Source organism: Algoriphagus algorifonticola, from assembly GCF_007655305.1.
Lineage (GTDB): Bacteria > Bacteroidota > Bacteroidia > Cytophagales > Cyclobacteriaceae > Algoriphagus > Algoriphagus algorifonticola.
On record NZ_VLOG01000017.1, the window covers coordinates 12,994 to 33,943 of the forward strand.

At 39.7% G+C, this 20,950-nt stretch carries 20 protein-coding genes; 10 read left to right on the plus strand and 10 right to left on the minus strand.

Going from position 1 to position 20,950, the window contains the following annotated elements:
- Window positions 1-150 precede the first annotated feature (150 nt).
- Entirely contained in the window at window positions 151-1,623 is a 1,473-nt protein-coding gene (locus FL972_RS02865; RefSeq protein WP_144603372.1) for an ATP-binding cassette domain-containing protein, read from the plus strand.
- On the opposite strand, the gene FL972_RS02870 is transcribed toward FL972_RS02865, so the two are convergent.
- The gene (locus FL972_RS02870) at window positions 1,595-1,987 is read right to left on the minus strand and encodes an iron chaperone (protein WP_144603375.1); all 393 of its coding nucleotides are present in this window, start codon (window positions 1,985-1,987) and stop codon (window positions 1,595-1,597) included. The two genes, FL972_RS02865 and FL972_RS02870, sit on opposite strands and share 29 nt — an antisense overlap.
- 1 nt (window position 1,988) lies before the next feature.
- Window positions 1,989-3,029 (minus strand): zinc-dependent alcohol dehydrogenase family protein, encoded by a 1,041-nt coding sequence (locus tag FL972_RS02875; RefSeq protein WP_144603378.1) that lies wholly within the window; start codon window positions 3,027-3,029, stop codon window positions 1,989-1,991.
- Window positions 3,030-3,110: 81 nt separating this feature from the next.
- Between FL972_RS02875 and FL972_RS02880 the strand changes: the two genes are divergently transcribed.
- Both FL972_RS02880 and FL972_RS02885 read left to right on the plus strand, forming a co-directional pair.
- Window positions 3,111-3,458: a nucleotide pyrophosphohydrolase gene (locus FL972_RS02880; RefSeq protein ID WP_144603380.1), complete on the plus strand. Its 348-nt coding sequence runs from the start codon at window positions 3,111-3,113 to the stop codon at window positions 3,456-3,458.
- Window positions 3,459-3,513: 55 nt separating this feature from the next.
- A complete protein-coding gene (locus FL972_RS02885) occupies window positions 3,514-4,608 on the plus strand; it encodes a BamA/TamA family outer membrane protein (protein WP_144603382.1) in 1,095 nt (364 codons plus the stop codon).
- Window positions 4,609-4,835: 227 nt separating this feature from the next.
- Here FL972_RS02885 and FL972_RS02890 read toward each other — a convergent pair whose 3' ends face one another.
- The 6 genes from FL972_RS02890 to FL972_RS02915 form a co-directional block, all read right to left on the minus strand.
- Window positions 4,836-6,377 carry a M81 family metallopeptidase gene (locus FL972_RS02890; RefSeq protein ID WP_144603385.1) on the minus strand — a complete coding sequence of 514 codons (1,542 nt, stop codon included), beginning with the start codon at window positions 6,375-6,377 and terminating at the stop codon, window positions 4,836-4,838.
- 100 nt (window positions 6,378-6,477) lie between these two features.
- Window positions 6,478-6,942 carry a hypothetical protein gene (locus FL972_RS02895; RefSeq protein WP_144603388.1) on the minus strand — a complete coding sequence of 155 codons (465 nt, stop codon included), beginning with the start codon at window positions 6,940-6,942 and terminating at the stop codon, window positions 6,478-6,480.
- Window positions 6,943-6,975: 33 nt separating this feature from the next.
- A complete protein-coding gene (locus FL972_RS02900) occupies window positions 6,976-7,485 on the minus strand; it encodes a hypothetical protein (protein ID WP_144603391.1) in 510 nt (169 codons plus the stop codon).
- 79 nt (window positions 7,486-7,564) lie between these two features.
- The gene (locus FL972_RS02905) at window positions 7,565-8,275 is read right to left on the minus strand and encodes a 2-phosphosulfolactate phosphatase (RefSeq protein ID WP_144603393.1); all 711 of its coding nucleotides are present in this window, start codon (window positions 8,273-8,275) and stop codon (window positions 7,565-7,567) included.
- Window positions 8,272-9,366 (minus strand): glycine cleavage system aminomethyltransferase GcvT, encoded by a 1,095-nt coding sequence (gene gcvT, locus FL972_RS02910; protein WP_144603395.1) that lies wholly within the window; start codon window positions 9,364-9,366, stop codon window positions 8,272-8,274. Before gcvT ends, FL972_RS02905 begins: the two co-directional genes overlap by 4 nt.
- A gap of 138 nt (window positions 9,367-9,504) precedes the next feature.
- On the minus strand, window positions 9,505-9,831 hold the full coding sequence (locus tag FL972_RS02915; protein ID WP_091654361.1) for a HesB/IscA family protein: 327 nt from the start codon (window positions 9,829-9,831) through the stop codon (window positions 9,505-9,507).
- A 224-nt stretch (window positions 9,832-10,055) separates the two neighbouring features.
- Between FL972_RS02915 and mce the strand changes: the two genes are divergently transcribed.
- The 4 genes from mce (at window position 10,056) to FL972_RS02935 (ending at window position 12,453) form a co-directional block, all read left to right on the plus strand.
- Window positions 10,056-10,457 (plus strand): methylmalonyl-CoA epimerase, encoded by a 402-nt coding sequence (gene mce, locus FL972_RS02920; protein ID WP_144603397.1) that lies wholly within the window; start codon window positions 10,056-10,058, stop codon window positions 10,455-10,457.
- A gap of 251 nt (window positions 10,458-10,708) precedes the next feature.
- Entirely contained in the window at window positions 10,709-11,737 is a 1,029-nt protein-coding gene (gene thiL, locus FL972_RS02925; protein ID WP_144603399.1) for a thiamine-phosphate kinase, read from the plus strand.
- A gap of 75 nt (window positions 11,738-11,812) precedes the next feature.
- Complete coding sequence (locus FL972_RS02930; RefSeq protein ID WP_144603401.1) at window positions 11,813-12,070, plus strand: type II toxin-antitoxin system HicA family toxin; 258 nt, start codon at window positions 11,813-11,815, stop codon at window positions 12,068-12,070.
- Complete coding sequence (locus tag FL972_RS02935) at window positions 12,067-12,453, plus strand: type II toxin-antitoxin system HicB family antitoxin (protein WP_144603403.1); 387 nt, start codon at window positions 12,067-12,069, stop codon at window positions 12,451-12,453. Before FL972_RS02930 ends, FL972_RS02935 begins: the two co-directional genes overlap by 4 nt.
- A gap of 29 nt (window positions 12,454-12,482) precedes the next feature.
- On the opposite strand, the gene FL972_RS02940 is transcribed toward FL972_RS02935, so the two are convergent.
- Together FL972_RS02940 and rlmD are read right to left on the minus strand one after the other, a co-directional pair.
- The gene (locus tag FL972_RS02940) at window positions 12,483-12,860 is read right to left on the minus strand and encodes a hypothetical protein (protein WP_144603406.1); all 378 of its coding nucleotides are present in this window, start codon (window positions 12,858-12,860) and stop codon (window positions 12,483-12,485) included.
- Entirely contained in the window at window positions 12,857-14,263 is a 1,407-nt protein-coding gene (rlmD, locus tag FL972_RS02945) for a 23S rRNA (uracil(1939)-C(5))-methyltransferase RlmD (protein ID WP_144603409.1), read from the minus strand. The genes FL972_RS02940 and rlmD overlap by 4 nt, the downstream gene beginning before the upstream one ends.
- A 368-nt stretch (window positions 14,264-14,631) precedes the next feature.
- Here rlmD and tnpA point away from each other — a divergent pair, with 368 nt between their 5' ends.
- The 3 genes from tnpA (at window position 14,632) to FL972_RS02960 (ending at window position 20,300) form a co-directional block, all read left to right on the plus strand.
- Window positions 14,632-15,102, plus strand: coding sequence for an IS200/IS605 family transposase (tnpA, locus tag FL972_RS02950; protein WP_144603411.1), 471 nt, complete (start codon window positions 14,632-14,634; stop codon window positions 15,100-15,102).
- 524 nt (window positions 15,103-15,626) lie between these two features.
- Window positions 15,627-16,439 carry an SDR family oxidoreductase gene (locus tag FL972_RS02955; protein WP_144603413.1) on the plus strand — a complete coding sequence of 271 codons (813 nt, stop codon included), beginning with the start codon at window positions 15,627-15,629 and terminating at the stop codon, window positions 16,437-16,439.
- Complete coding sequence (locus tag FL972_RS02960; RefSeq protein ID WP_144603415.1) at window positions 16,440-20,300, plus strand: AAA domain-containing protein; 3,861 nt, start codon at window positions 16,440-16,442, stop codon at window positions 20,298-20,300.
- The last annotated feature ends 650 nt before the right edge of the window (window positions 20,301-20,950 follow it).

Here is a 20,950-nt window from a genome sequence, read left to right on the forward strand (position 1 = left end):
CTAAAAAGGTAGTATCCAATTTTTGCCATTTTGGAATTCTCAATAGGATAAGTTTTAAGTTACAGGTAAGTTTTTCCGAAAAGCGACTTTACATAATTGATCAAAGCTCAAAATCTCCATAGAAGTGCTTCATTTTTTTTATCTTTCAAAATGCCTCAAAACCTATTGGAAATCCAACACGCCAAGGTGCTTTTTAAGGGAAATCATGCTTTCCATGATTTGAGCTTTGATTGGAAAAAAGGAGAGCAATGGGCAATTGTTAGTGATTCAGGCTGGCTCCAAACAGCCTTTTTAGAAACCATCCGAGGAAACACTATTTTATCCCAAGGGATGGTCATTAGAGATTTTGCTAAAGTGTATTCTGAAGAAAAATCAAAAAAAAAGGAAGTTCATAGCTTCAGGGATTTGATGGCTTATGTTTCTCAGAAATATGAATTTAGAAATAAATTCAATCAGCAAAACTTCTATTTCCAACAGCGATTTAACTCTAGTGAATCAGAGGATACAGCTACCGTATTTCAATTCCTCAGTGAAATAGATTCTAAAATTTCCGGTCCTTGGACTCTGGAAAAGGTGATGAAATTATTGAATATGGAAAGCCTTAAGGATGAGTCTTTATTGAAGCTTTCAAATGGAGAAACCCGTCGATTAGCCATCGCTGCTGGCTTGATGAGACAGCCAAAGATATTTTTGATGGATCATCCCTTGACGGGACTTGATGTGAAAACAAGGAGTTCTTTTGGAGAAATTCTGAAAGAAATAATTCAAGCTGGGACACATGTATTACTTACTGCCAATGTTGAAGATATACCTGATGGGATTACCCATGTGGCAAAATTGACAGATGAAGGCATTATTCAGCGCTGGAGTAGCCACGATTTCCATCTTACTAGTCATGCTAGTAAGGCTAAATCATGGGATTGGGCTTTGTTGGGAAAACTTCTTTCTAACGAATCAATGCCTTCAGAAACTTTGATCAAATTGGATGCGGTGAATATTTCCTATCAGGGAAACTTGATTTTGGATTCAGTTTCATGGGAAGTAAACTCTGGAGAATACTGGCAACTAAAGGGGCCTAATGGATCGGGTAAGTCAACTTTGATCTCATTGTTGATTGGTGAGAATCCTCAGGCTTATTCTCAAAATATTTATCTTTTTGGAAGAAAAAGAGGAACTGGAGAGAGTATTTGGGATGTAAAAAAGCCGACTGGCTTTGTGGCTCCTGAATTATCAAGATTTTTTCCTGCAAATCAAACTTGTAGAAAAGTTATTCTTTCAGGACTTTTTGATACGATGGGTTTATTCAAAAAAACTACAGCCGAGCAAGAAAGTCTGGCAGATTGCTGGCTGAAATTATTTGAACTGGAGAAAGTGCAACACATCCCGATTCAAAGGCTTTCTCTTGAATATCAACGTTGGACTTTGTTAGCTAGGGCATTGATCAAAAAGCCAAAGCTGTTAATTTTAGATGAAGCATCTCAGGGAATGGATAGGCTTCAGCGGGAATTGTTTAAAAATACCATTCAAAAAGTCTGTGAAATTTCTTCTTTATCCTTAATCTACGTGAGCCATTACGATGAAGATGTTCCAGAAATCATTGACCGCGTTTTTGCTTTGTCTTAAGCTTTTGCTCCGTTCGGACTTTTGCTTCTTCCTTTCTAAAAATCGCTATGTCCTGAATCAATTTTAATGGCAACTTTTCATTATATGGTATTTGAATGGCTCCTTTGCTGGTCTTGAAGGGCTTTAAAGCTTCCTTAAATTCAGATACTGCAGAGTTGGTTGGATAGAAACCTATATGGTTTTTCATCGCTGCATAATAAATCAGCACTTCGGTGGTTTTGAAAGCCGGCATATGGTAGCTTATAACTTCAATAGCTTCAGGGAGCACCTCTTTTATTGCCTTTCTGATCTGGCCTAATTGGTTCTGAATTTCAGGAGAAAACCAGCTGAAATATTCTTCAATATTTTCCGCTTTCGGTCCCATTTTAGAATTGATTGATGATGGTAATGCCCTGGTTTTCAAATTTATTCATTTCCGGCAATGCAGTTACAGCATCTTCCAAGCTGATGGTTTTTCCTATGAGTGCTTGCGGATTCAGTTTTCCAATTTCTATCATATTCATCATCTCAGCATATCTCCATGCCTGCATTCCATGACTTCCCAGAATTTCCAGTTCTTTGGAAATCACCAAGTTCATAGGCAAAGCAGTATCTTTATCTTGATCCAATAAGAGTCCCACCTGAATGTGTTTTCCTCTTTTTCTTAAACTTGAGACAGAATCATAGGCCGTTTTGCTATTTCCCAAGGCATCCAAGGATACATGAACACCTCCTTTTGAAATTTCGTGAATGGCTTCTGGAGTTGAGCTAATAGATTTGGGATTTAAAATGGAGTCAACTCCTAAAGTCTTTGCGAGATCTAGTTGCTTTTCAGAAATGTCGATGGCGATGACCTGAGCCCCCAAAGCTTTGGCAATCATGATGGCTGATAAACCCACCCCTCCGCATCCAAAAACCGCTACCCACTGTCCTCCCGCTACCTTACCCTGATCTACAACTGCTCGAAAGGAGGTGGCAAACCGGCACCCTAAACTGGCTGCTGTTTCATAATCCATGGAATCAGATAAACGGATCAAGTTGGTGTCCGCTCGGTCAATTCTCACATACTCAGCAAAAGACCCCCAATGAGTAAAGCCTGGCTGAAATTGCTCATCACAGATTTGTTGATTTCCGGATGCGCAGGTCGGGCATATCCCACAGGCGCAGACAAAAGGAACTGTCACGCGATCGCCGGTTTTCCATTTTCTGACATCTTTTCCCGTTGCTACTATTTCTCCAGCAAATTCATGTCCGGGAACATGTGGCAAAACAATATCTGAATCATGCCCCATCCAGCCATGCCAGTCCGATCTGCATAGTCCTGTAGCTTTGACCTGTATAACTACACCATTGTCTTCAGGTGAAGGATCGGTTACTTTTTGGATTTTGGGTTGGCTTTGAAACTGTTCGTAGACCAATGCTTTCATTCGCTGATTTTTTATGAAAAGTAGCCAATCCCTTCCGTTTTTTCTTAGTTACTTAGATGAGAATAAAATGAAAGAACAATAATGGACTCAGATAAAAAAGAAATAACTATAGCAGAAGCTCAAGAACTGGTCGATCATTGGATAAAAACGGTGGGAGTTCGATACTTCAACGAGTTGACCAATATGACTATCCTTATGGAAGAAGTGGGGGAGCTGGCTAGGATTATGTCACGAACTTATGGGGAACAGTCTTTCAAAGAATCTGATAAGGGCAAGGACTTGGGAGATGAAATGGCGGATGTGCTTTGGGTTTTGATCTGCTTGGCAAATCAGACAGGGGTAGATTTGACAGAAGCTCTGAAAAGAAATTTTGAAAAGAAAAATATCAGAGATAATACAAGGCACAAAGACAATAAAAAGCTTCAATAATAGCTTTTCCTAAACTGTTTCATCGGAAGGTGTAAATATCCTCGTAGATTCAATTATGAATAGTTCTCAAAAGACCTTTCTCCTTTTTCTTATATTTTTCGCTTTTACCCAGAAAGCATTTTCTCAAGCCTCAGTTCAGGAGAAGTCAAAAGATTGGACCTTGTCAGTTTTGCCATTGGTCTATTACACCCCTGAGACTCGGTGGGTTTTTGGCGCCGGAGCTGTAAGTAATTTCAATTTGGGAGACTCAGTAAGTACCTACGAAAGTCAATTAGCTGCTGGAGTAGCTTATTCTTTGAGGAAACAGTTTTTAAGCTATCTAAGCGGAAGAATCTTCACTCCAGGAAATAAGGAGTTGATCTACGGAGAAGTAGGTTGGTATGATTATGTGTATTTTTATTTCGGTCAGGGGATGAATGTCAGCCAAGAAAATGAGGAGGTATATTCGGCAAAGTTTCCTCGTGTAAGAATAAATTATGCTTGGGCTCTGGGCTCCAATTGGTATTTAGGTGGAGGTTTGCGATTTGATGCAATGGATATTTACCAAAAAGAAGAATCTGGCCAATTGGTAAATGATGGGATATTGGGTAACGAGGGTGGAAGAAATTCAGGTTTGGGCCCTGTGGTGCTTTATGACTCTCGGGATAATCAGCTCTATCCTGTGGATGGCGCTTATTTTGAAGCAAGCATACAAGGGTATGGAAAAGCTTTGGGCGGTGAGTTCCCTTACGCGAGAATCTTTGCAGATTATCGAAAAATAATACCAATAGGAAAGAATCAAATCATTGCCACCCAAGGCCTCACAGAAATGACTTTTGGAGATGTTCCATTCTTTGCCTTGCCAATGCTTGGAGGGAACAGGTTGATGCGAGGTCTTTTTGAAGGGAAGTACAGAGAAAAACAAGTTGTGGTTTTGCAGGCGGAGTATCGATATAAATTTGCCCCTAGATGGGGGATAACGGCCTTCAGTGGTCTGGGAAATGCATTTTCACAAGAAAATCCCTTTGTTCTGAGTCAGACTAAATTCACCTATGGGGCAGGGGGGAGGTTTCAGCTTAACAAACGAAAAAGACTTAACCTACGACTTGATTTAGCTCATTCCCCCGGAGAACCTTTTCAGTTTTATTTCACTTTTGGAGAAGCTTTTTGAAAGTCAGAAGGATAAAGTCAGAAAGCTAAAATCAGAAATCTGAAAATAGAAGTATGAAAGGCTAAAATCAGAAGTCTGAAATGAATTACCAAGTCATTTTTAAAGAGGGAAAAGAAATCCCTTTCCTTTTGAAAGAGCATAGAGGTGGGGAAATGAACGCTGAATCCTGAACAAAAGAACAATGAAGGTCTTAGCTCCAAGTATATTTAATCCTAAATATTTCAGTTTTACTTCCCAGATTTCTTCACCCATCTAACAGATAAATCCGGATCGGCCATATCCTTGTCTAAGGGGAACATAGGTCGATTGATTCGTTGATAGCCTAATCTTTCCAGATCTTGATCCACCCCTCCCGGAGTCAAAGCCATGATCCAGTCTCCTCTTAAGTCATACAGTTCCGGCACCAGGTATCCTATTTTTACCACCAAAATATCCGTGTTTTTAGGATCCAGATTCAAATCAGTAAAGTCCTTGACATGGTGATAGGGTTTCCTTTTTTCAGTTACAATCACTTTGATGGATCCTATCTGAACCACCACTTCTGTCTTGGCATCCGAGTCTCCCTCTTTAATGGCTAAAACTTTTCCTTTCAATAATAGTGGTGGAGCAAATCGGTCATCAACCATGGCACCCGCATAACCTTCCACTTGATTTCCAATTCCAGCTTCTTTGGCTTTGGCCACCAAATCAGGTCCTGGAATAGAAGCATAGATGAGTTCGGGCCCGGATTCGCTTTTGAACTCTGGTCTTTTCAGCAATTCATTCAAGGTCCAAGTTACATCTCCGGCTCCTCCAGCAGTAGGATTGTCTCCCATGTCCGAAATGACAAATGGCTTCTTTTCGCTGTTTAGTGCCATTTCCAAGCTCTCATCCAAATAAGCAACCGGAGCTACAAACTCAAATTCATTTCTTACTGCCCAAAAACTATTAGCAAGGAATTCGGCACTTTCTTTCACTTGGTTTTTATCATCTCCTGTCACCATCACCACAGCATGATTTCTGGGTTCGTCCGCCCAGGCATAACCAATCCAGATTGCTGCGTCAATGACTCCTTCTTCTTGTGTGATGGGGTCCACCTTCGCGTACAATGACTTTCCGGGATCAATTCGAGTGCTTGTTTTTTCTCCGGGCAATAAAATCGGAACCGGAATCCAAGCTTTATATTTTGGTTTGCCTTTCCCTGACTCCAATCGAGCCAACATATTTTCTACAGCTCTTTGCTTGGATTCCAAAGCATCTTCATGAGGAGCCATTCTGTAGCAGGTAATCAAATCTGAGTTTTCTGCTAATCGCATGGAAACATTACCATGCAAGTCCATGGAGGTAGAGATGAGCGTTTCGTAGCCAACCACTTCTCTAACTTTCAGAATAAAATCTCCTTCCGGATCCTCTAATCCTTCCACACTCATCGCACCATGAATATCAAAAAACAAACCATCATAGGGCAGGCTTTCTCTCAGCATGTCCAAAGTCAAATTCACCAAAGAATCATAAGCTTCCCTGGTAACCATACCGCCTGGAATCGCATGTCCTCTTAAGGTTGGAAACCATTCAGCTCGGCTACGATTGGTGGTGCTATCTGCCAGGAAAGGGTAGTAATTGAAAATATCTTCTCCGATTCGTGCTTTGAATGATTCTGCTGTGGATCTAGCAGGTGAAAACGTACTGGATTCTATAGCTAAACCTGCAATGGCAACTCTTGGGAGCTTTTTCTCTTGCTGACAGGAAAAAAGTAAGATGATCAGTGCAAAGCCTAATAGATTCTTCATGATTTGCTGGTTAGAATGGATTGTTGAAAATACCAGCAATTTTGGAAAGTTCTGAAAGAAAGGGGATGATTGGGGAAATCTTTTTTTGGGAAAAAGACACTTATTCCAAATATAAAGTCTCCATTCCTCCCTCAAAAAATTCAATTCCCAAAAGTGAGTAATGCATGGATCCCCTTAATTCTAAACCCATTGGAGTCTGCACTAGATTGAAATGCTTCCATTCCCTACCAATAACCAAACCAATTAAAGCTGAGTTGGATTGAGTTGGTTGTAATTCTCCGGTTATTTTATTGATGTAGTAGGTCACTGCCAATTTATTGGAAAAAGAGCGTGGAATGGTAATGCTTTGGAGCTCATAATCTACACCAGGTCCAGTAGTTGAAGTACTATCTGACTTTCCGGAGTTTCCTATCATGGCTATAATTCCAATGAGCAAAATCGGGGAAGCATATATCCGCTGTTTTGGTGAAAGTTGTCTGATTCCTCTAAAGATTACTTTAAAGAAAAAGTAGACAAAGGCTATGAAGAAAAGAATATTAAAAATACTCCAGATGAATCCTGACATGGAAAATAATTTAAGCTAAACAGAAAATCAATTTTATTGAGTTGACGGAATAATTAAGTCAGAGTTAGAATCATTTGCAATTTGATTCGCTTTTTTGACCGCCTTTTTCAAATTAGAATAATCAAAAGAAAAAACATGCTGAGAGGATTTGGAATATAAAATTACCTTAAATGAATTTACTGTTCCGGAAAGCGTAGGACTAATTCCATTTTGCACATTTTGACTTTTAAAGCTGTAGGGAAGTACTTCAATCTTGGATATTTGAGGCAATAGGCTCCATTCTCCAAATCGAAAGCCCACAATGGAAAAGTAGTTTTTATACCTGTTTTTTGAAAAATCAAGCAAGATCCCACTGTAGGATGAAAGAATGATGAGTCCAATGGTAAGAGTTACTAGCCCCACTGTGATGACTTTTTCCAAGGAACTTCCACTTTTTAAAAAAGTCGGGCTGACCAAAACAAAAATTCCAACCAATAGCAAAATCAATCCCAATAGGTGAGGGCCTGAAAAAAAAATTCTCTTTTTGTAGTTGAAGGTTTTCATTTTCTAGAATTGTAAAGAGGATGCTACGTCAATTTTTGAAAATAGCCTTTACTAATCTGAAATAAAAGAACTTGAAGTTTTAAAAGGAAATTGGTTTTACCTTCTCATTCTCTACTTTCGCCACCAAATCATACAGATCCAAGGTTAGACAAAAATCAATATCTGCTTCTATTCCGTGATTTTGAAGTCTTTTGGCATGAGATGCCTTGCTTAAATAAGCTGAAAGTTGATGTCCTTCCTTTTCAAAAAGTGATTTCATCGCTAATGCACCATCTTCATCTGCAGCATGAGTGCTTTCCAAGGATTTGACTAGTGCTCCCGCGTAGAGAGAGTCTTCCAGATTAAATCTGCCTTTCCAACCCGCACAATGAACCAATACATCCTTTTCCTGCTGCTGAATATAGGCTACCGTAGCAGATAGGTTCGGAAAAGCTCCGATCAATATCTCATCAGCCTGACTGGATTTTGAAATGGCCAAAGTACCGTTGGTCGTAGTCATTGCCAACTTTTGCCCGGAATAATCATCCTTCAAAAAAGCTACCGGGGAATTCCCCAAGTCATAGTTCTCTACTTTTAAGCCATTTCTTTCGGCTGCGATCAAATACCCTTTGCCTCTCATTTCTCGGCAGGCTTCTAAATCAGCGAAAGTCATGATTTCATTAATGCCATTTGCCAAAGCAGCGATCATCGTGGAGGTAGCCCGAAAAATATCAACTACCACCACGATTTTCCCCTGCAAATCATGCAAATGAATTAATTCTGGGCTGAAGCAGACTTCAATGTTTCTCATCCTTTCAGTAAGGGTAGTTTTTCAACCTGAGCTTTCAGATTTTTATTTCTTACCTGTATGAAGATTTCTGTTCCAGGTTTGCTGAATTCTGTTTTTACATAGCCTAAACCAATTCCCACACTCATTGATGGAGATTGAGTTCCAGAAGTTACTTCACCGATAGTGTTTCCGGCTTCATCTACAATAGGATAATGCCCTCTTGGAATTCCTCTTTCCTGCATGACAAACCCTACTAGCTTTTTGTCTACGCCAGCTTCTTTCTGTGCTTTTAGCGCTTCTGAGTTGATGAAATCTTTAGTGAACTTGGTGATCCAACCCAATCCCGCTTCGAGAGGGGAAGTCTCATCATTGATGTCATTTCCATACAGGCAATAGCCCATTTCCATTCTCAGCGTATCTCTTGCACCCAATCCTATGGGCTTGATGTCAAAGTCTTTTCCTGCCTCAAATATGGCATTCCAGACTTTTTCAGCATCCTCGTTTTTCACATAAATTTCAAATCCACCAGCTCCCGTGTATCCTGTGCCAGAGATAATCACATCTTGAACTCCTGCAAATTCACCAACTGTAAAATGGTAAAATTTCACCTCTGAAAGATTCACTGGGGTTAAAGACTGAACTGCCTCGATTGCTTTAGGGCCTTGAACAGCAAATAGTGAGATTTGATCAGAAATATTAGTCAATTGAGCTCCCATGGTATTGTGCTTATTCACCCAAGTCCAATCTTTATCAATATTGGATGCATTGACTACGAGCATGTATTTTTCATCGGCAAACTTGTAGACGATCAAATCATCTACTATTCCTCCGGTTTCGTTGGGAAAGCAAGAATACTGAGCCTGTCCATCTACTAATTTTGAAGCATCGTTTGAAGTGACCTTTTGGATCAAATTCAAAGCTTCAGGTCCTTCGACCATAAACTCACCCATATGGGATACATCAAATACTCCAACTCCATTTCTTACACAAAGGTGTTCTTCATTATCAGAACTGTATCGTACAGGCATATTGTAGCCGGCAAAAGGCACCATTTTGCCTCCTAAGGCAATGTGCAAGTCATTCAGTTGGATTTTTTTGATTTGATCTTCCATTATTTGGGTTCTTTTTTTAACGAGGGCAAAGGTAAGGAATGAAGTCTAAAATGGGCTAGGTTTAAGCCCAAAAAGAAAGGCAACCTGATGAGGTTGCCTTATATATTTTTTTGGTCGATAAATTCCAGAAGTGTAGAATTAGACAGAGAAACTCTCTCCGCAGCCACAAGTTCTGCTTGCGTTTGGATTGATGAATTGAAAGCCTTTTCCATTCAGTCCATCTGTAAATTCCAATGTAGTACCAGCTAGGTACAATAGACTTTTACGATCTACGATTATTTTGATGCCTTTGTCCTCAAATACATGGTCTGTATCCACGGTTTTTGCATCAAAGCCTAAATCATACATCAGGCCTGAACAGCCGCCGCCTTTGACGGAAACTCGGATGTTTTCATTTTCAGTTCGGCCCTCTTCTTTTTTCAACTCCAAAATACGCTCTTTGGCCTTGTCAGAAACGATGATCATATATTTATAACTTTACGTCTTCAAATTAACTCAGATGCAGAACATGCTGCATGCTGAAAAGATTCAATTACAAATATACAAAATCTAACTAGCAGGAATCGTACTATTGTTCTTTTTCGCTTTGATTGCGGGCAGGAAGCTCTAAGACCGAAGACGGATTTGACAATAAATCAGCTTTTAGATAGATTCATTAGACTAGACATTTGAACGAAATAAAACTATAAATGAGGAAAATCGAACATATAGGAATTGCTGTGGCAGATCTGCAGGAATCCAATCTACTTTTTGAAAAACTCTTGGGTAAAAAGCATTTTAAAACAGAAGTAGTGGAGGGAGAGGCCGTGGAAACCTCCTTCTTTCAAGTTGGGGAAACCAAAGTGGAATTATTGCAGGCAATCCGTCCGGAAAGTGCCATCTCTAAATATTTGGAGAAAAAATCCCCAGGAGTTCATCATATTGCTTTCGATGTAGAAGATATCCATGCAGAAGTGGAAAGATTAAAAGGAGAAGGTTTCGAAATATTGAATGAAACGCCCAAAGAGGGAGCCGACAATAAATTAGTTGTATTTTTGCATCCCAGAAGTACGAATGGGGTGTTGGTGGAATTGTGTCAAGAAAGAAAGTAGGCGGTAGTGGAAAGTCTGAAAGCTAAAGTCTGAAAGCTGAAAAAGTCTGAAGTTTAAAGTGAGAAAGCTGAAAAAGAAAGTCAGAAGTCTAAAGTAAGAAAGCTGAAAGTGGGCAGTAGTCAGCATTGAGAGACCGAGGCTTTCCTAGCTATAGTATCAATTTGGAGCTTTAAACATTGCCTTAAATTCTAATAACCAATAACTCATTAACTCAATAACCAATAACTCAATAACGAATCACATACCAAGAAATGTCAGAAAAGAGAACAGAAATAAGTGAATTAGGTGAGTTTGGACTCATTGATCATTTGAATGAAAAAGTAGCCATCAAAAACCCATCTTCACTTAAAGGAATTGGAGATGATGCTGCAGTGATTGAAGCGGGTGACCATGTCAAAGTAATTACCACTGATTTGCTTTTAGAAGGTGTTCACTTTGACCTAGCTTATGCCCCACTGCCTCATATAGGGTTCAAAGCTATCGCAGTGAATGTTTCTGATATAGCAGCAATGAATGCAATCCCAAAACAAGTCACAGTGTCCATCGCTCTATCCAATCGCTTCTCCGTGGAGGCTGTGGATGCACTTTATTCCGGAATACATGCAGCATGTGAGCATTATGGAGTGGATTTGATAGGTGGAGATACTACTGCTTCAAGAAGTGGCTTGGTTATATCTGTGACAGCAATAGGAGAGGCCAAAAAGGAGCAAATTAGCTATAGAAACGGTGCAAAAGTAAATGATATTCTTTGCGCGACCGGTGACTTGGGTGCAGCCTTAGTTGGACTTCAGATTCTGGAGCGGGAAAAACAAGTTTACTTAGCCAACCCGGATATGAAACCGGATTTGGAAAAATATACGATTGTCACAGGTCGTCAATTGAAGCCTGATGCACGAATGGATATTATTCATGAGTTGAGGGAATTGGATGTAGTACCTACATCTATGATGGATATTTCGGATGGTTTGGCTTCAGAAATATTTCATATTTGCAAAGCTTCGAATGTGGGAGCCACAATCTATGAGGATAAATTGCCAATCGATAAGCAAACCTTTGATACAGCTGTTGAACTAAATCTGGATCCAATTACTTGCGTACTGAATGGGGGAGAGGATTATGAGTTGCTGTTCACTATAGATCAGAAGGATTTCAAAAAGTTGGAAAAGCATCCGGATATTCATTTCATCGGACATATTTCCAAGCCTGAAGAAGGGAAGTTTTTGGTTACCAAAAGTGGGACTGCTGTTCAGCTAAAGGCTCAAGGCTGGAAGCATTTTTAATGATTCAATAAAAAGTAGCCGGAAGATAATCCGGCTATTTTTTTGACTATATTTGCAACTGAATGTTAGTTGCTAATGACTCAATTAGACAAACTGAAAGCTAGATTTCTCTCAAATCCTAAAAACTTTAGTTTCGAGGAATTGGAAAAGTTACTTTCTCAATTGGGTTTTGAAGAGAAGAAATTGGGAAAAACTGCAGGGTCAAGGAAAGCTTTCTTTCATAAAGAATTGAATCTTATCATTCGACTTCATAAACCTCACCCTTCTCCAATTTTAAAATCCTACATGATTAAAGAAATTGTAAGTCTTTTAAAAAGTAATGATTTACTATGAGTAATGTACTAGAATTTAAAGAATTCATTGGCTCAGTCTCCTACTCTGGAGAAGATGAGTTGTTTCATGGGAAAATTGAAGGAATAGAGGACTTGGTGACCTTTGAAGGAAGATCTGTAGAGGAATTGAAAACAGCCTTCCATGAGGCTGTTAAAGACTATCTCGAAATTTGCAAAAGTGTCGGAAAGAATCCTGAAAAAACGTACAAGGGGACTTTCAATGTTCGGGTAAAACCTGAAATCCATCGAGCTGCGGCAAGAACTGCGACTAGGTTTGGCTACTCAATGAATCAATTGGTGGAAAAGGCATTGGAAGATTATTTGGTAAAAGAACCCAAGGCAGATTATCCTAAATCGAAAAAAAATAAACCCTCCAAGCAATAAAATAGACTTGGAGGGTTTGTTATGTTTAACTACTCTTCCGGATAAGGCACATAAACGAAGCTGGTAAAGGCTCCATCAATGACAAAAAGGCAACAAAATTCATCTGGATCTTTGTAGGCCTTTTTAAATTCTTCCAGAGCATCCTCAGCGATCAATTTTCGTTGGACAAATTCATCTACATAGGTGATGAAGTAATTCCAGTCTAGATTTTTCTCCGCTTTCCCCAAGAATATTTTACCGATGGGTTGCATCTCTTTGGAGATTGGAAAAATCGGGAAATCCGAAAAGCCTCTGGACCTTACTTGGTAGGAGGCTTCTTTCAGTACATCAGAGATTTTTACAAAATCTGAGGTAATTGTTCCTAGATATTTCCCGCTTAATTCTGGATCGTTGAAATCAGATATCATGATTTGAGCGTTAAGAGTACGACATTTTCTACGTGATAGGTTTGAGGGAACATATCTACTGGTTGAATTCGTTCCACTTGGTATTTTTCTCCCATCATAGCAATATCCCTTGCTTGAGTAGCAGGATTGCAGGATACATAAACCACCTTTGGAGCTTCTAATCTCAGAAGCATATTCACTACATCCTCATGCATGCCTGCTCTTGGTGGATCGGTAATAATGACATCCGGTGCAGCGTGGTTTTGGATAAACTCTTCATTTAATACATCCTTCATGTCACCGGCATAGAAAAGCGTATTTTCTATCTCATTAATCTTTGAGTTCAACTTGGCATCCTCAATTGCCGCAGCTACATACTCAACGCCGATTACCTGCTTGGCTTGCTTAGCAACAAAATTGGCGATAGTGCCAGTACCTGTATAAAGATCAAACACCACTTCATCACCTTTCAATTGGGCAAAATCCCGTGCGACTTTATACAATTCGTAAGCTTGTTCTGAGTTGGTTTGATAAAAAGACTTAGGTCCGATTCGGAATTTTAAGCCTTCCATTTCCTCTTCGATATATGGCAAACCGGCATAGGTTACCAGATCCAGGTCATGAAAGGTTTCATTGCCTTTGGTGTTAATCACATAAAGCAAAGACGTGATTTCCGGGAATTTATTCTTCAAATACTCCATCACCAACTCGATTCCGGCAGGATTATTTTCACCAAACTGCACAATGACCATGGATTGATCAGTAGAGGTGGTACGGATGATGAGATTTCTCAATAAGCCCACTTGCTCACGAATATCATAGAAGCTGAGTTTATTGGCCAAAGCGAAAGCTCTTAACTCATTCCTGACATCATTGGAAATATTTCCTTGAAGGTAGCAATGTTCGATATCGATGATTTTATCAAACATTTTGGGGATATGAAAGCCCAAGGCATTTCGGTCAAAATCCTCTCCTGATCTGATCTGCTCTAGGGTTAGCCATTTTTTGTTGGAAAAAGTAAAGTCCAACTTATTTCTGTAGTACCTGGTTTTTTCTGATCCTAAGATCGGAAGCACTTCAGGAATAGGGACTTTGGCGATTCGTTGAAATTGGTCGACTACCTGCTGTCTTTTGTAGTTTTTCTGAAGATCGTAATTGATATGCTGCCATTTGCAACCTCCGCAGGTGCCAAAGTGCGAGCAAAATGGCTCGATTCGGTCCTTGGAATACTCGTGAAAGTGAATTGCTTCACCCTCCATAAAGGAGCTTTTTCCTCTAGTAATTCGAACATCCACCACATCTCCGGGAGCAACCTGATTGACAAAAACCACTTTTCCTTCATGATGCCCTACGCACTTCCCTTCGGAAGCAATCCGCTCGATCAATAGGTTGGTGATGACCTTATTTTTCATTTTTCTCGACATGGCCGCAAAATTAGGGAAAAAGGAGGAGAAGACCTTTGAGGTTTTTAAAACCCATTGGAATAACAAGTTTTTCTGTTTTTGTCAAATCGCTTCTCCGAAGCTCTGGATACTTAATCACTACTAATTTCTACAACCAGAACGCCTCTTCGAGGCTATTGGAAGTATTTATTATTCTGGAAGCGGCTCGCCGTGGCTCTTGGATATTTCTTTTTAGTAGGAAAGCGCCAGAGGCGCGTTTTGATTGTAGAAAGCAAAAATTTTATACCTCTGAGCCCCAGCGGGGCGATTTGAAAAAAGAAAATATCTATAACTAAAGTTTTTAAAAAATGTTATTTTGCAGTAGATTAAGTTTATCAATTTATTTAGTTATGGCAAACACCTATCATCAGATCTATATTCATCTGATTTTTGCAGTGAAAGGACGTCAAAGCTTTTTAAAAAAAGAATATAGACACGACTTTTTCAAAGTTATGTTCTCATTGATCAAGGATTTAGGGCATTTTCCTATTTGTGTAAACGGAATGTCTGATCACGTTCATTGCTTGGTTGGACTAAATCCAGACATGAAAATCTCCGAATTAGTAAAGGATTTAAAAACTAAGTCCAGTCACTTTTTATCAGATAAAAGATGGTCAAATTCAAAGTTCCAGTGGCAAAATGGATATGGTGCTTTCTCGTACTCAAAATCTCAAATAGATAAGGTTTATAAATACATTTTAAACCAAGAGGAACATCATAAAACAATGTCATTTCGGGAGGAATATATAGGGTTTTTAAAGAAGTTTGAGATAGAATTCAAGAATGAATATTTATTTGAATTTTACCCTGATGAGATTTAAAATCACTATAATTTTTTATAATCAAATCGCTTCTCCGAAGCTCTGGATTCTCAATAGATACTAATTTCTACAACCAGAACGCCTCTTCGAGGCTATTGGAAGTTTCATGTAAATATGAAAACGCCGGCGGCGCGATTTGATTGTAGAAAGAGGTAGTTTTATCCCCCAGAGCCCCAGCGGGGCGATTTGAAGTTGCAAAGATCTTTTCTCTTTGAAAGGTGATTTAAAATTTCAAATCGCTTCTCCGAAGCTCTGGATACTTAATCACTACTAATTTCTACAATCAGAACGCCTCTCCGAGTCTATGTAAGTTTTTATTTTTCTGAAAGCGCCTCTCTGTGGCTTTTGATTTTTTCCTTTTGGAAGGAAATCGCCAGCGGTACTTTTAGATTGAAAAAAGAGGTTTTTTATTTCCAGAGGCCTAGCGGTGCGATTTGATTGAAATCAACAAAAATTCTTCTATTTCAGAATCAAATTTTCAAAAGGCTACTCATTCCCTATCTTTATCCCATTAAATCGTATTCATGAAATTCAAAGATCAAGTCGTTCTCATCACTGGAGCTACCTCGGGAATCGGTGAAGCATGTGCCGAAATTTTTGGAAAGGAAGGGGCGAAAATTGCTATCACTGGCCGTAATCCTGAGAAACTCAAAAACGCCGAACAAAAATTAAAGGAATCTGGTATTCAGGTTTATTCGATTTTGGCAGATGCTGCTAAGGAAGAGGATAACCGTCACATGGCTGAAAAAACACTCAATCACTTTGGACGGATAGATGTCTTGATCAATAATGCAGGGATTTCCATGAGAGCTTTGTTTGAAGACTTGGATATGGAGGTTTTTAGAAAAGTGATGGACACCAACTTTTATGGGACTGTCTATGCTACCAAATATTGTCTTCCTTCAATCTTAAAATCCAAAGGCTCGATCATCGGGATTTCTTCCATCAATGGGTATCGAGGCACTCCCGCCCGAACAGCCTATACTGCCAGTAAATATGCAATGAATGGTTTTTTTGAATCCCTCCGTACAGAGGTGATGAAAAAAGGAGTACATGTTCTTGTTGTCGCTCCAGGCTTTACAGCTTCCAATATCCGAAATACTGCCTTGACCGCTGATGGTTCCTCACAAGGTGAATCTCCCCGTGACGAGGCCAAAATGATGACTTCGGAGGAAGTGGCACAACATATTTTGAAGGCAACATTGAAAAGAAAAAGGGATATGGTTTTGACTTTTCAGGGAAAATTGGCCGTGTTTCTGAATAAATGGATGCCGGGAATTCTGGACGGAATTGTGTATAATCAAATGGCCAAAGAAAAAGACTCGCCTTTTAAATAAATGCCCGAATCCATCTTTCAAACTTATCTCAATCGGCTCACGGATTTGTCGACTAAAAACAGATCCCTGTATATGCCAAGATTGAGTGGATTTGGGATGATTGATTTGCAGGATTTTGATTTTTTGACCGGAGCGCCAGCGTTTGAACTGATTCGAAAGCTACTACAAGGCAAAAGGCAAGTTTCTTTAATTCCAGAATTGGATCCTAGATCCGCCAGCTCCAATCAGCTTTCAAAAAGTCTTTCCCGCTTGGCTTTTAGAGATCAATTAATTCAGGAAGAAACCGGAGAGCAAAGTCTTTATCTGGCATGGCTATTTGTAGAGGGGAAGTTGATCAATGGACAATTAATGAGAGCTCCATTGATACTCAAGCCAGTAGGATTAGAACGGATTGATGCTCAATGGAAATTGAATTCCTCAGAACCTTGGAGATGGAATCCAGCCTTTTTGTTGGCCTGGAGGCACGCCACCAAACAGCGATTACCGGATAATTTTTCTGATGAGCAATTGGAAAATTTACCTGCTGATCCTACTGAATTTAGAACTTCTCTCAATCAGATAGTACAGAATAATTTCTCAATTCAAGTTCAATCCAATTTGTTTGAAGATCGGATTCAGTCTTTCCCAAATTCTCAGATTCAATCGGATCAGAATCAGTATCAGGAAGGAAAGCTTACTTTAAAACCCTATGCTGTGTTGGGTCCTTTTGCCCAAAAAGGGAGCTTCCTTTTTTCTGATTATGAGGAGCTGAATGCTGAAGGCCAGGATATGAGTCTTGAAGATTTGTTCTCAGCCCATTTTGAAGTACCAGAAAATCGCCCCTTTCCCAGAGAAGATGCGATGTTTCCCATTTTTCCTTTGGATGCATCACAGGAAAATGTGTTCCTGAAGGTTCGACAAGGTAAAAGTATGGTAGTAGAGGGTCCTCCCGGAACTGGCAAATCCCAGTTAATTTCCAATCTGGTATCAGATTTCATTGCTCGAGGAAAGAAGGTTTTGGTAGTATCTCAAAAGAGAGCTGCTTTGGATGTGGTTTTTGAACGTATGGCAAAAGTTGGGTTTGGCCAATTTTTGGCTTTGGTACATGATTTTCAGGGGGATCGAAATCAACTTTTTGAAAAAATTAAAAAGCAGATCGAATCCATCGAAGCCTATCAAGAGCAAAATAGAGGAATAGATGCCATTCATCTGGAACGAGAAATCTCTCGATACTCAAGAGGCATAGCCAGACTTTCTGATAAATTGGAGGATTTCCGTCAGGCTCTTTTTGATAATAGTATGGCAGGTATGCCAATTAAGGCGATGTACCTCAATGTGGATTTGGAGAAACCTGCCCTAAAATCTAGCAGCCTATTAAAACTCAATCAGGAACAGGCAAAGACTTTTGAACAAGATTTTAAAATCTATGCACGCTACCAGGAAAGGTTTGAGCCTAGTTTCTGGAATGAAAGAAAGTCATTTGCCCAAGTTCAAGCTGCTGATTTTCCCCGTATTTCTCAGGCAATTTGGGAAGTGGAGGGCTTTAGAAAACAGCTTTTGGAGTTAGATTCTTCTGGTTTAGCGAAAAAAGAAGTGAGCACCGAGCTTCAAATTCAAAATAAACTCCAGAAGTTTCACAGAGCCTATAATTCTTTGCAGCAGTTGAATTCTGAAAAATTGGATTCTCATCTGATTTTAGATAAAGAGCAAGTTAAAAAGCTTAGAAAACAACAACTTTTCTTGGTTGAAGAGAAGAAACAATTGGCTCAATTGAAATTTGAATTGAAAGCTGAACCCCAGGCATATCAAGTAGAATTAGAAGTTTTGCTTTCTAAATCCCAATCATTTTTCGGAAAGTTTTGGGCCAATTTGAACCAATCAAAGTACCCTTTGGTATTTGAACTCTTGAAGGCTAATGAGCTGAAATTAGGTCCTAGCATTCTTCGGGATATTCAAGAGGAACTTCAAATCAGAATCCAACTTCAGGAAGAAAAACAAGCTATACCTCAAAGCTTGGCTATTCCTTTTTCGGAAGATGCTGAAGTCGATATAAATCGCTTAAATCTTGCCTTAGATTGGATAAACGCTTCGCAGGAATTAGGTGATTGGTATTCTCTATTGAATTCAACGAATGATGTTTTCGGGCAATTGAAAATTTGGATGGGGGTATTGGAGAATGGAAGTGCTTCCTGGACTTTCTGGAATACCTGGTTGAGTGAATCTCAGATTCAATCACTTTTAGAACAAGGACTTTCTTCGTGCATACCCGAAAATGAATTGAACTGGAATGCCGTTTATACGGAATTAGTGGCTTTTGATCGCTTTTTACTAGGCTGGGATAATCAAAATTTAGGATTAGAACTTTGGCAAGAGTTTCCCAAAGAAAGTACTGCTGTCAAAGTTCAGATTTTTTGGAATGGCTGGTTTTTAGCCTGGATTGCCGAGTTGGAACGGAGATTTCCTGTATTGGCAGAGGCAGGTTCCCTGAAAATGGAGTCAGAGCTGGAGGAGCTTCGAATAGCTATTTTGGAAAAAAGAAGCTTGTCTCAACATATGGCTCTTTTGAGGTTGCGGGAGCAAATGAGTCAGCATTTGGAATACAACCGACTTGGAAACAGGGTGACTTATAGAGAGCTTTTGCATCAGGTTAGTAAAAAAAGGCAGCGTTGGGCTATTCGAAAATTGGTTCAGGAGTTGGGTGAAGAGGTCTTTAAACTTTTGCCCTGCTGGTTGGCCAGTCCGGAGACTGTATCTGCTCTTTTTCCTCTAAGGAATCAATTTGATTTGGTGATCTTCGATGAAGCTTCCCAATGTCCTGTTGAATTGGGCTTACCGGCCATGCTTCGCGGAAAGCAGGTGGTTATTGCGGGTGATAGTAAACAGTTGCGGCCTTCAGATTTCTATCAGGTCAAATGGGAAAGTGAGGAGGAGGGTTTGGAATTCGAGGCAGAGTCATTGTTGGAGTTGGCCGGGAATTTCTTCGAAAGTGCAAGGCTAAAGGGGCACTATCGGTCTGCTGACCCTGCCTTGATTCATTTTTCCAATACCCATTTTTATGAAGGTCAATTGGAAACCCTTCCTGATTATTCAATCATTCAAGCCGGAAAAACTCCTTTTTCCTGGGAAAAGGTAGAGGGGATTTGGGAAAATCAGGTCAATCAAGTGGAGGCTGATGCAGTTTTGACTAGAGTTAGGCAAATTCAAAAAGATTTTTCAGGAGATAGTATTGGGATAGTGACAGGCAACTATTTTCAAATGGAGTTGATTCGGGAGAAGCTCTGGAAAGCAGGGGTAGAGCAGACAGGAATCAAAGTTCGTAATATAGAAAATGTGCAAGGGGATGAGTTTGATCAGGTGATCTTATCCCTGGGTTATGCTCCTAATCGTGAAGGGAAATTGGTAACCAATTTTGGCTTATTGAGTAAATCGGGAGCAGAAAACCGTCTCAATGTGGCTATAAGTAGAGCCAGAAAGCAATTACACCTGATTTCTTCCATAGATCCTGAAGACTTTCGTCCCGGTCAATTGCAAAATCCCGGTCTATCTCTTTTAAGATCCTATTTGATTTGGGTGCGGGAGCAAAGCAAGCAAAGAGCCATTCCTGCACCGGAAGTTGAAGCTGAGAAATTTGAAATTGATTGGAGTTTGAAAAAGAAGTTGATGGAAAGCGATCCAGCTTATTCCAGTCATATACCATCGGCAGTCATGGATTTGCTTCGAGCCGACCCTTCTGGTGATCAGGTTGCTGTTTTAACTGATGATCAACGCTTTTTTAATTCACCCACGGCCAAAGCAGCCTTAGCTTATCATCCTATTTTATTGGAAGAAAAAGGCTGGAAATGGAAGATGGTTTGGAGCAGGGAAGGAAGTATGAAGGCTTAAGTGAGAAAGCTGGAAAGGCTGAAAGCTGAAAGTAGACAGTAGGCATTTTGCAGTATGGGATTGCTCATTGATTATCAATAGTGTCGTCACCGCGAGGAACGAAGCGGTCTCATAAAGCATAAAGTCTGAAGTGAGAGAGCTGGAAAGGCTGAAAGCTAAAGTTAGAAAGCGTAAATCGTACCGTCTTTGCGAGGAGGATGTACGACGACGAAGCAATCTCAATGTCTTTTAGCAGGTTTTGTAAAAAAAGCTCGCAGTGTCGCAGCGATAAATTCTACCACATAGAGTATTAAATGAAAAAGGAATTTTTCAAAGCATTTACCAAATCACATCTCTGGTGCTATTTACAGGTTGGGTTGCAAACAGCCTCAGAGAGGCGTTTTGGTTGAAGCAAATGGAATGATGAGAAAATAAGAGCTTTGGAGAAGCGATTTGATTTATTTTTTCTCCGTAGTGGATAGCAGAGCCAATGAAAATTAGTCAGTAGGGGTAGCTAGTCTCATATAGTCAAAAGTATAAAGTTAAAAATCTGCGGAAATCTGTGAATTTCTCTGTGAAAATCTGCGGGAAAAAATAAAGTGTACATTCAAAAAATAAATTATGAGTGATAAATCATTCATAAAATGTATTAAAATCTAAATACGCATGAT

Coding starts and splice junctions, on each gene's coding strand:
- FL972_RS02940 (WP_144603406.1), bottom strand. CDS start 12,860: ATGATATCTGATTTCAACGATCCAGAATTAAGCGGGAAATATCTAGGA.
- rlmD (WP_144603409.1), bottom strand. CDS start 14,263: ATGTCGAGAAAAATGAAAAATAAGGTCATCACCAACCTATTGATCGAG.
- FL972_RS02875 (WP_144603378.1), bottom strand. CDS start 3,029: ATGAAAGCATTGGTCTACGAACAGTTTCAAAGCCAACCCAAAATCCAA.
- FL972_RS02935 (WP_144603403.1), top strand. CDS start 12,067: ATGAGTAATGTACTAGAATTTAAAGAATTCATTGGCTCAGTCTCCTAC.
- FL972_RS02885 (WP_144603382.1), top strand. CDS start 3,514: ATGAATAGTTCTCAAAAGACCTTTCTCCTTTTTCTTATATTTTTCGCT.
- FL972_RS02865 (WP_144603372.1), top strand. CDS start 151: ATGCCTCAAAACCTATTGGAAATCCAACACGCCAAGGTGCTTTTTAAG.
- FL972_RS02895 (WP_144603388.1), bottom strand. CDS start 6,942: ATGTCAGGATTCATCTGGAGTATTTTTAATATTCTTTTCTTCATAGCC.
- gcvT (WP_144603395.1), bottom strand. CDS start 9,366: ATGGAAGATCAAATCAAAAAAATCCAACTGAATGACTTGCACATTGCC.
- thiL (WP_144603399.1), top strand. CDS start 10,709: ATGTCAGAAAAGAGAACAGAAATAAGTGAATTAGGTGAGTTTGGACTC.
- FL972_RS02905 (WP_144603393.1), bottom strand. CDS start 8,275: ATGAGAAACATTGAAGTCTGCTTCAGCCCAGAATTAATTCATTTGCAT.
- mce (WP_144603397.1), top strand. CDS start 10,056: ATGAGGAAAATCGAACATATAGGAATTGCTGTGGCAGATCTGCAGGAA.
- tnpA (WP_144603411.1), top strand. CDS start 14,632: ATGGCAAACACCTATCATCAGATCTATATTCATCTGATTTTTGCAGTG.
- FL972_RS02955 (WP_144603413.1), top strand. CDS start 15,627: ATGAAATTCAAAGATCAAGTCGTTCTCATCACTGGAGCTACCTCGGGA.
- FL972_RS02880 (WP_144603380.1), top strand. CDS start 3,111: ATGGACTCAGATAAAAAAGAAATAACTATAGCAGAAGCTCAAGAACTG.
- FL972_RS02890 (WP_144603385.1), bottom strand. CDS start 6,377: ATGAAGAATCTATTAGGCTTTGCACTGATCATCTTACTTTTTTCCTGT.
- FL972_RS02915 (WP_091654361.1), bottom strand. CDS start 9,831: ATGATCATCGTTTCTGACAAGGCCAAAGAGCGTATTTTGGAGTTGAAA.
- FL972_RS02960 (WP_144603415.1), top strand. CDS start 16,440: ATGCCCGAATCCATCTTTCAAACTTATCTCAATCGGCTCACGGATTTG.
- FL972_RS02900 (WP_144603391.1), bottom strand. CDS start 7,485: ATGAAAACCTTCAACTACAAAAAGAGAATTTTTTTTTCAGGCCCTCAC.
- FL972_RS02930 (WP_144603401.1), top strand. CDS start 11,813: ATGACTCAATTAGACAAACTGAAAGCTAGATTTCTCTCAAATCCTAAA.
- FL972_RS02870 (WP_144603375.1), bottom strand. CDS start 1,987: ATGGGACCGAAAGCGGAAAATATTGAAGAATATTTCAGCTGGTTTTCT.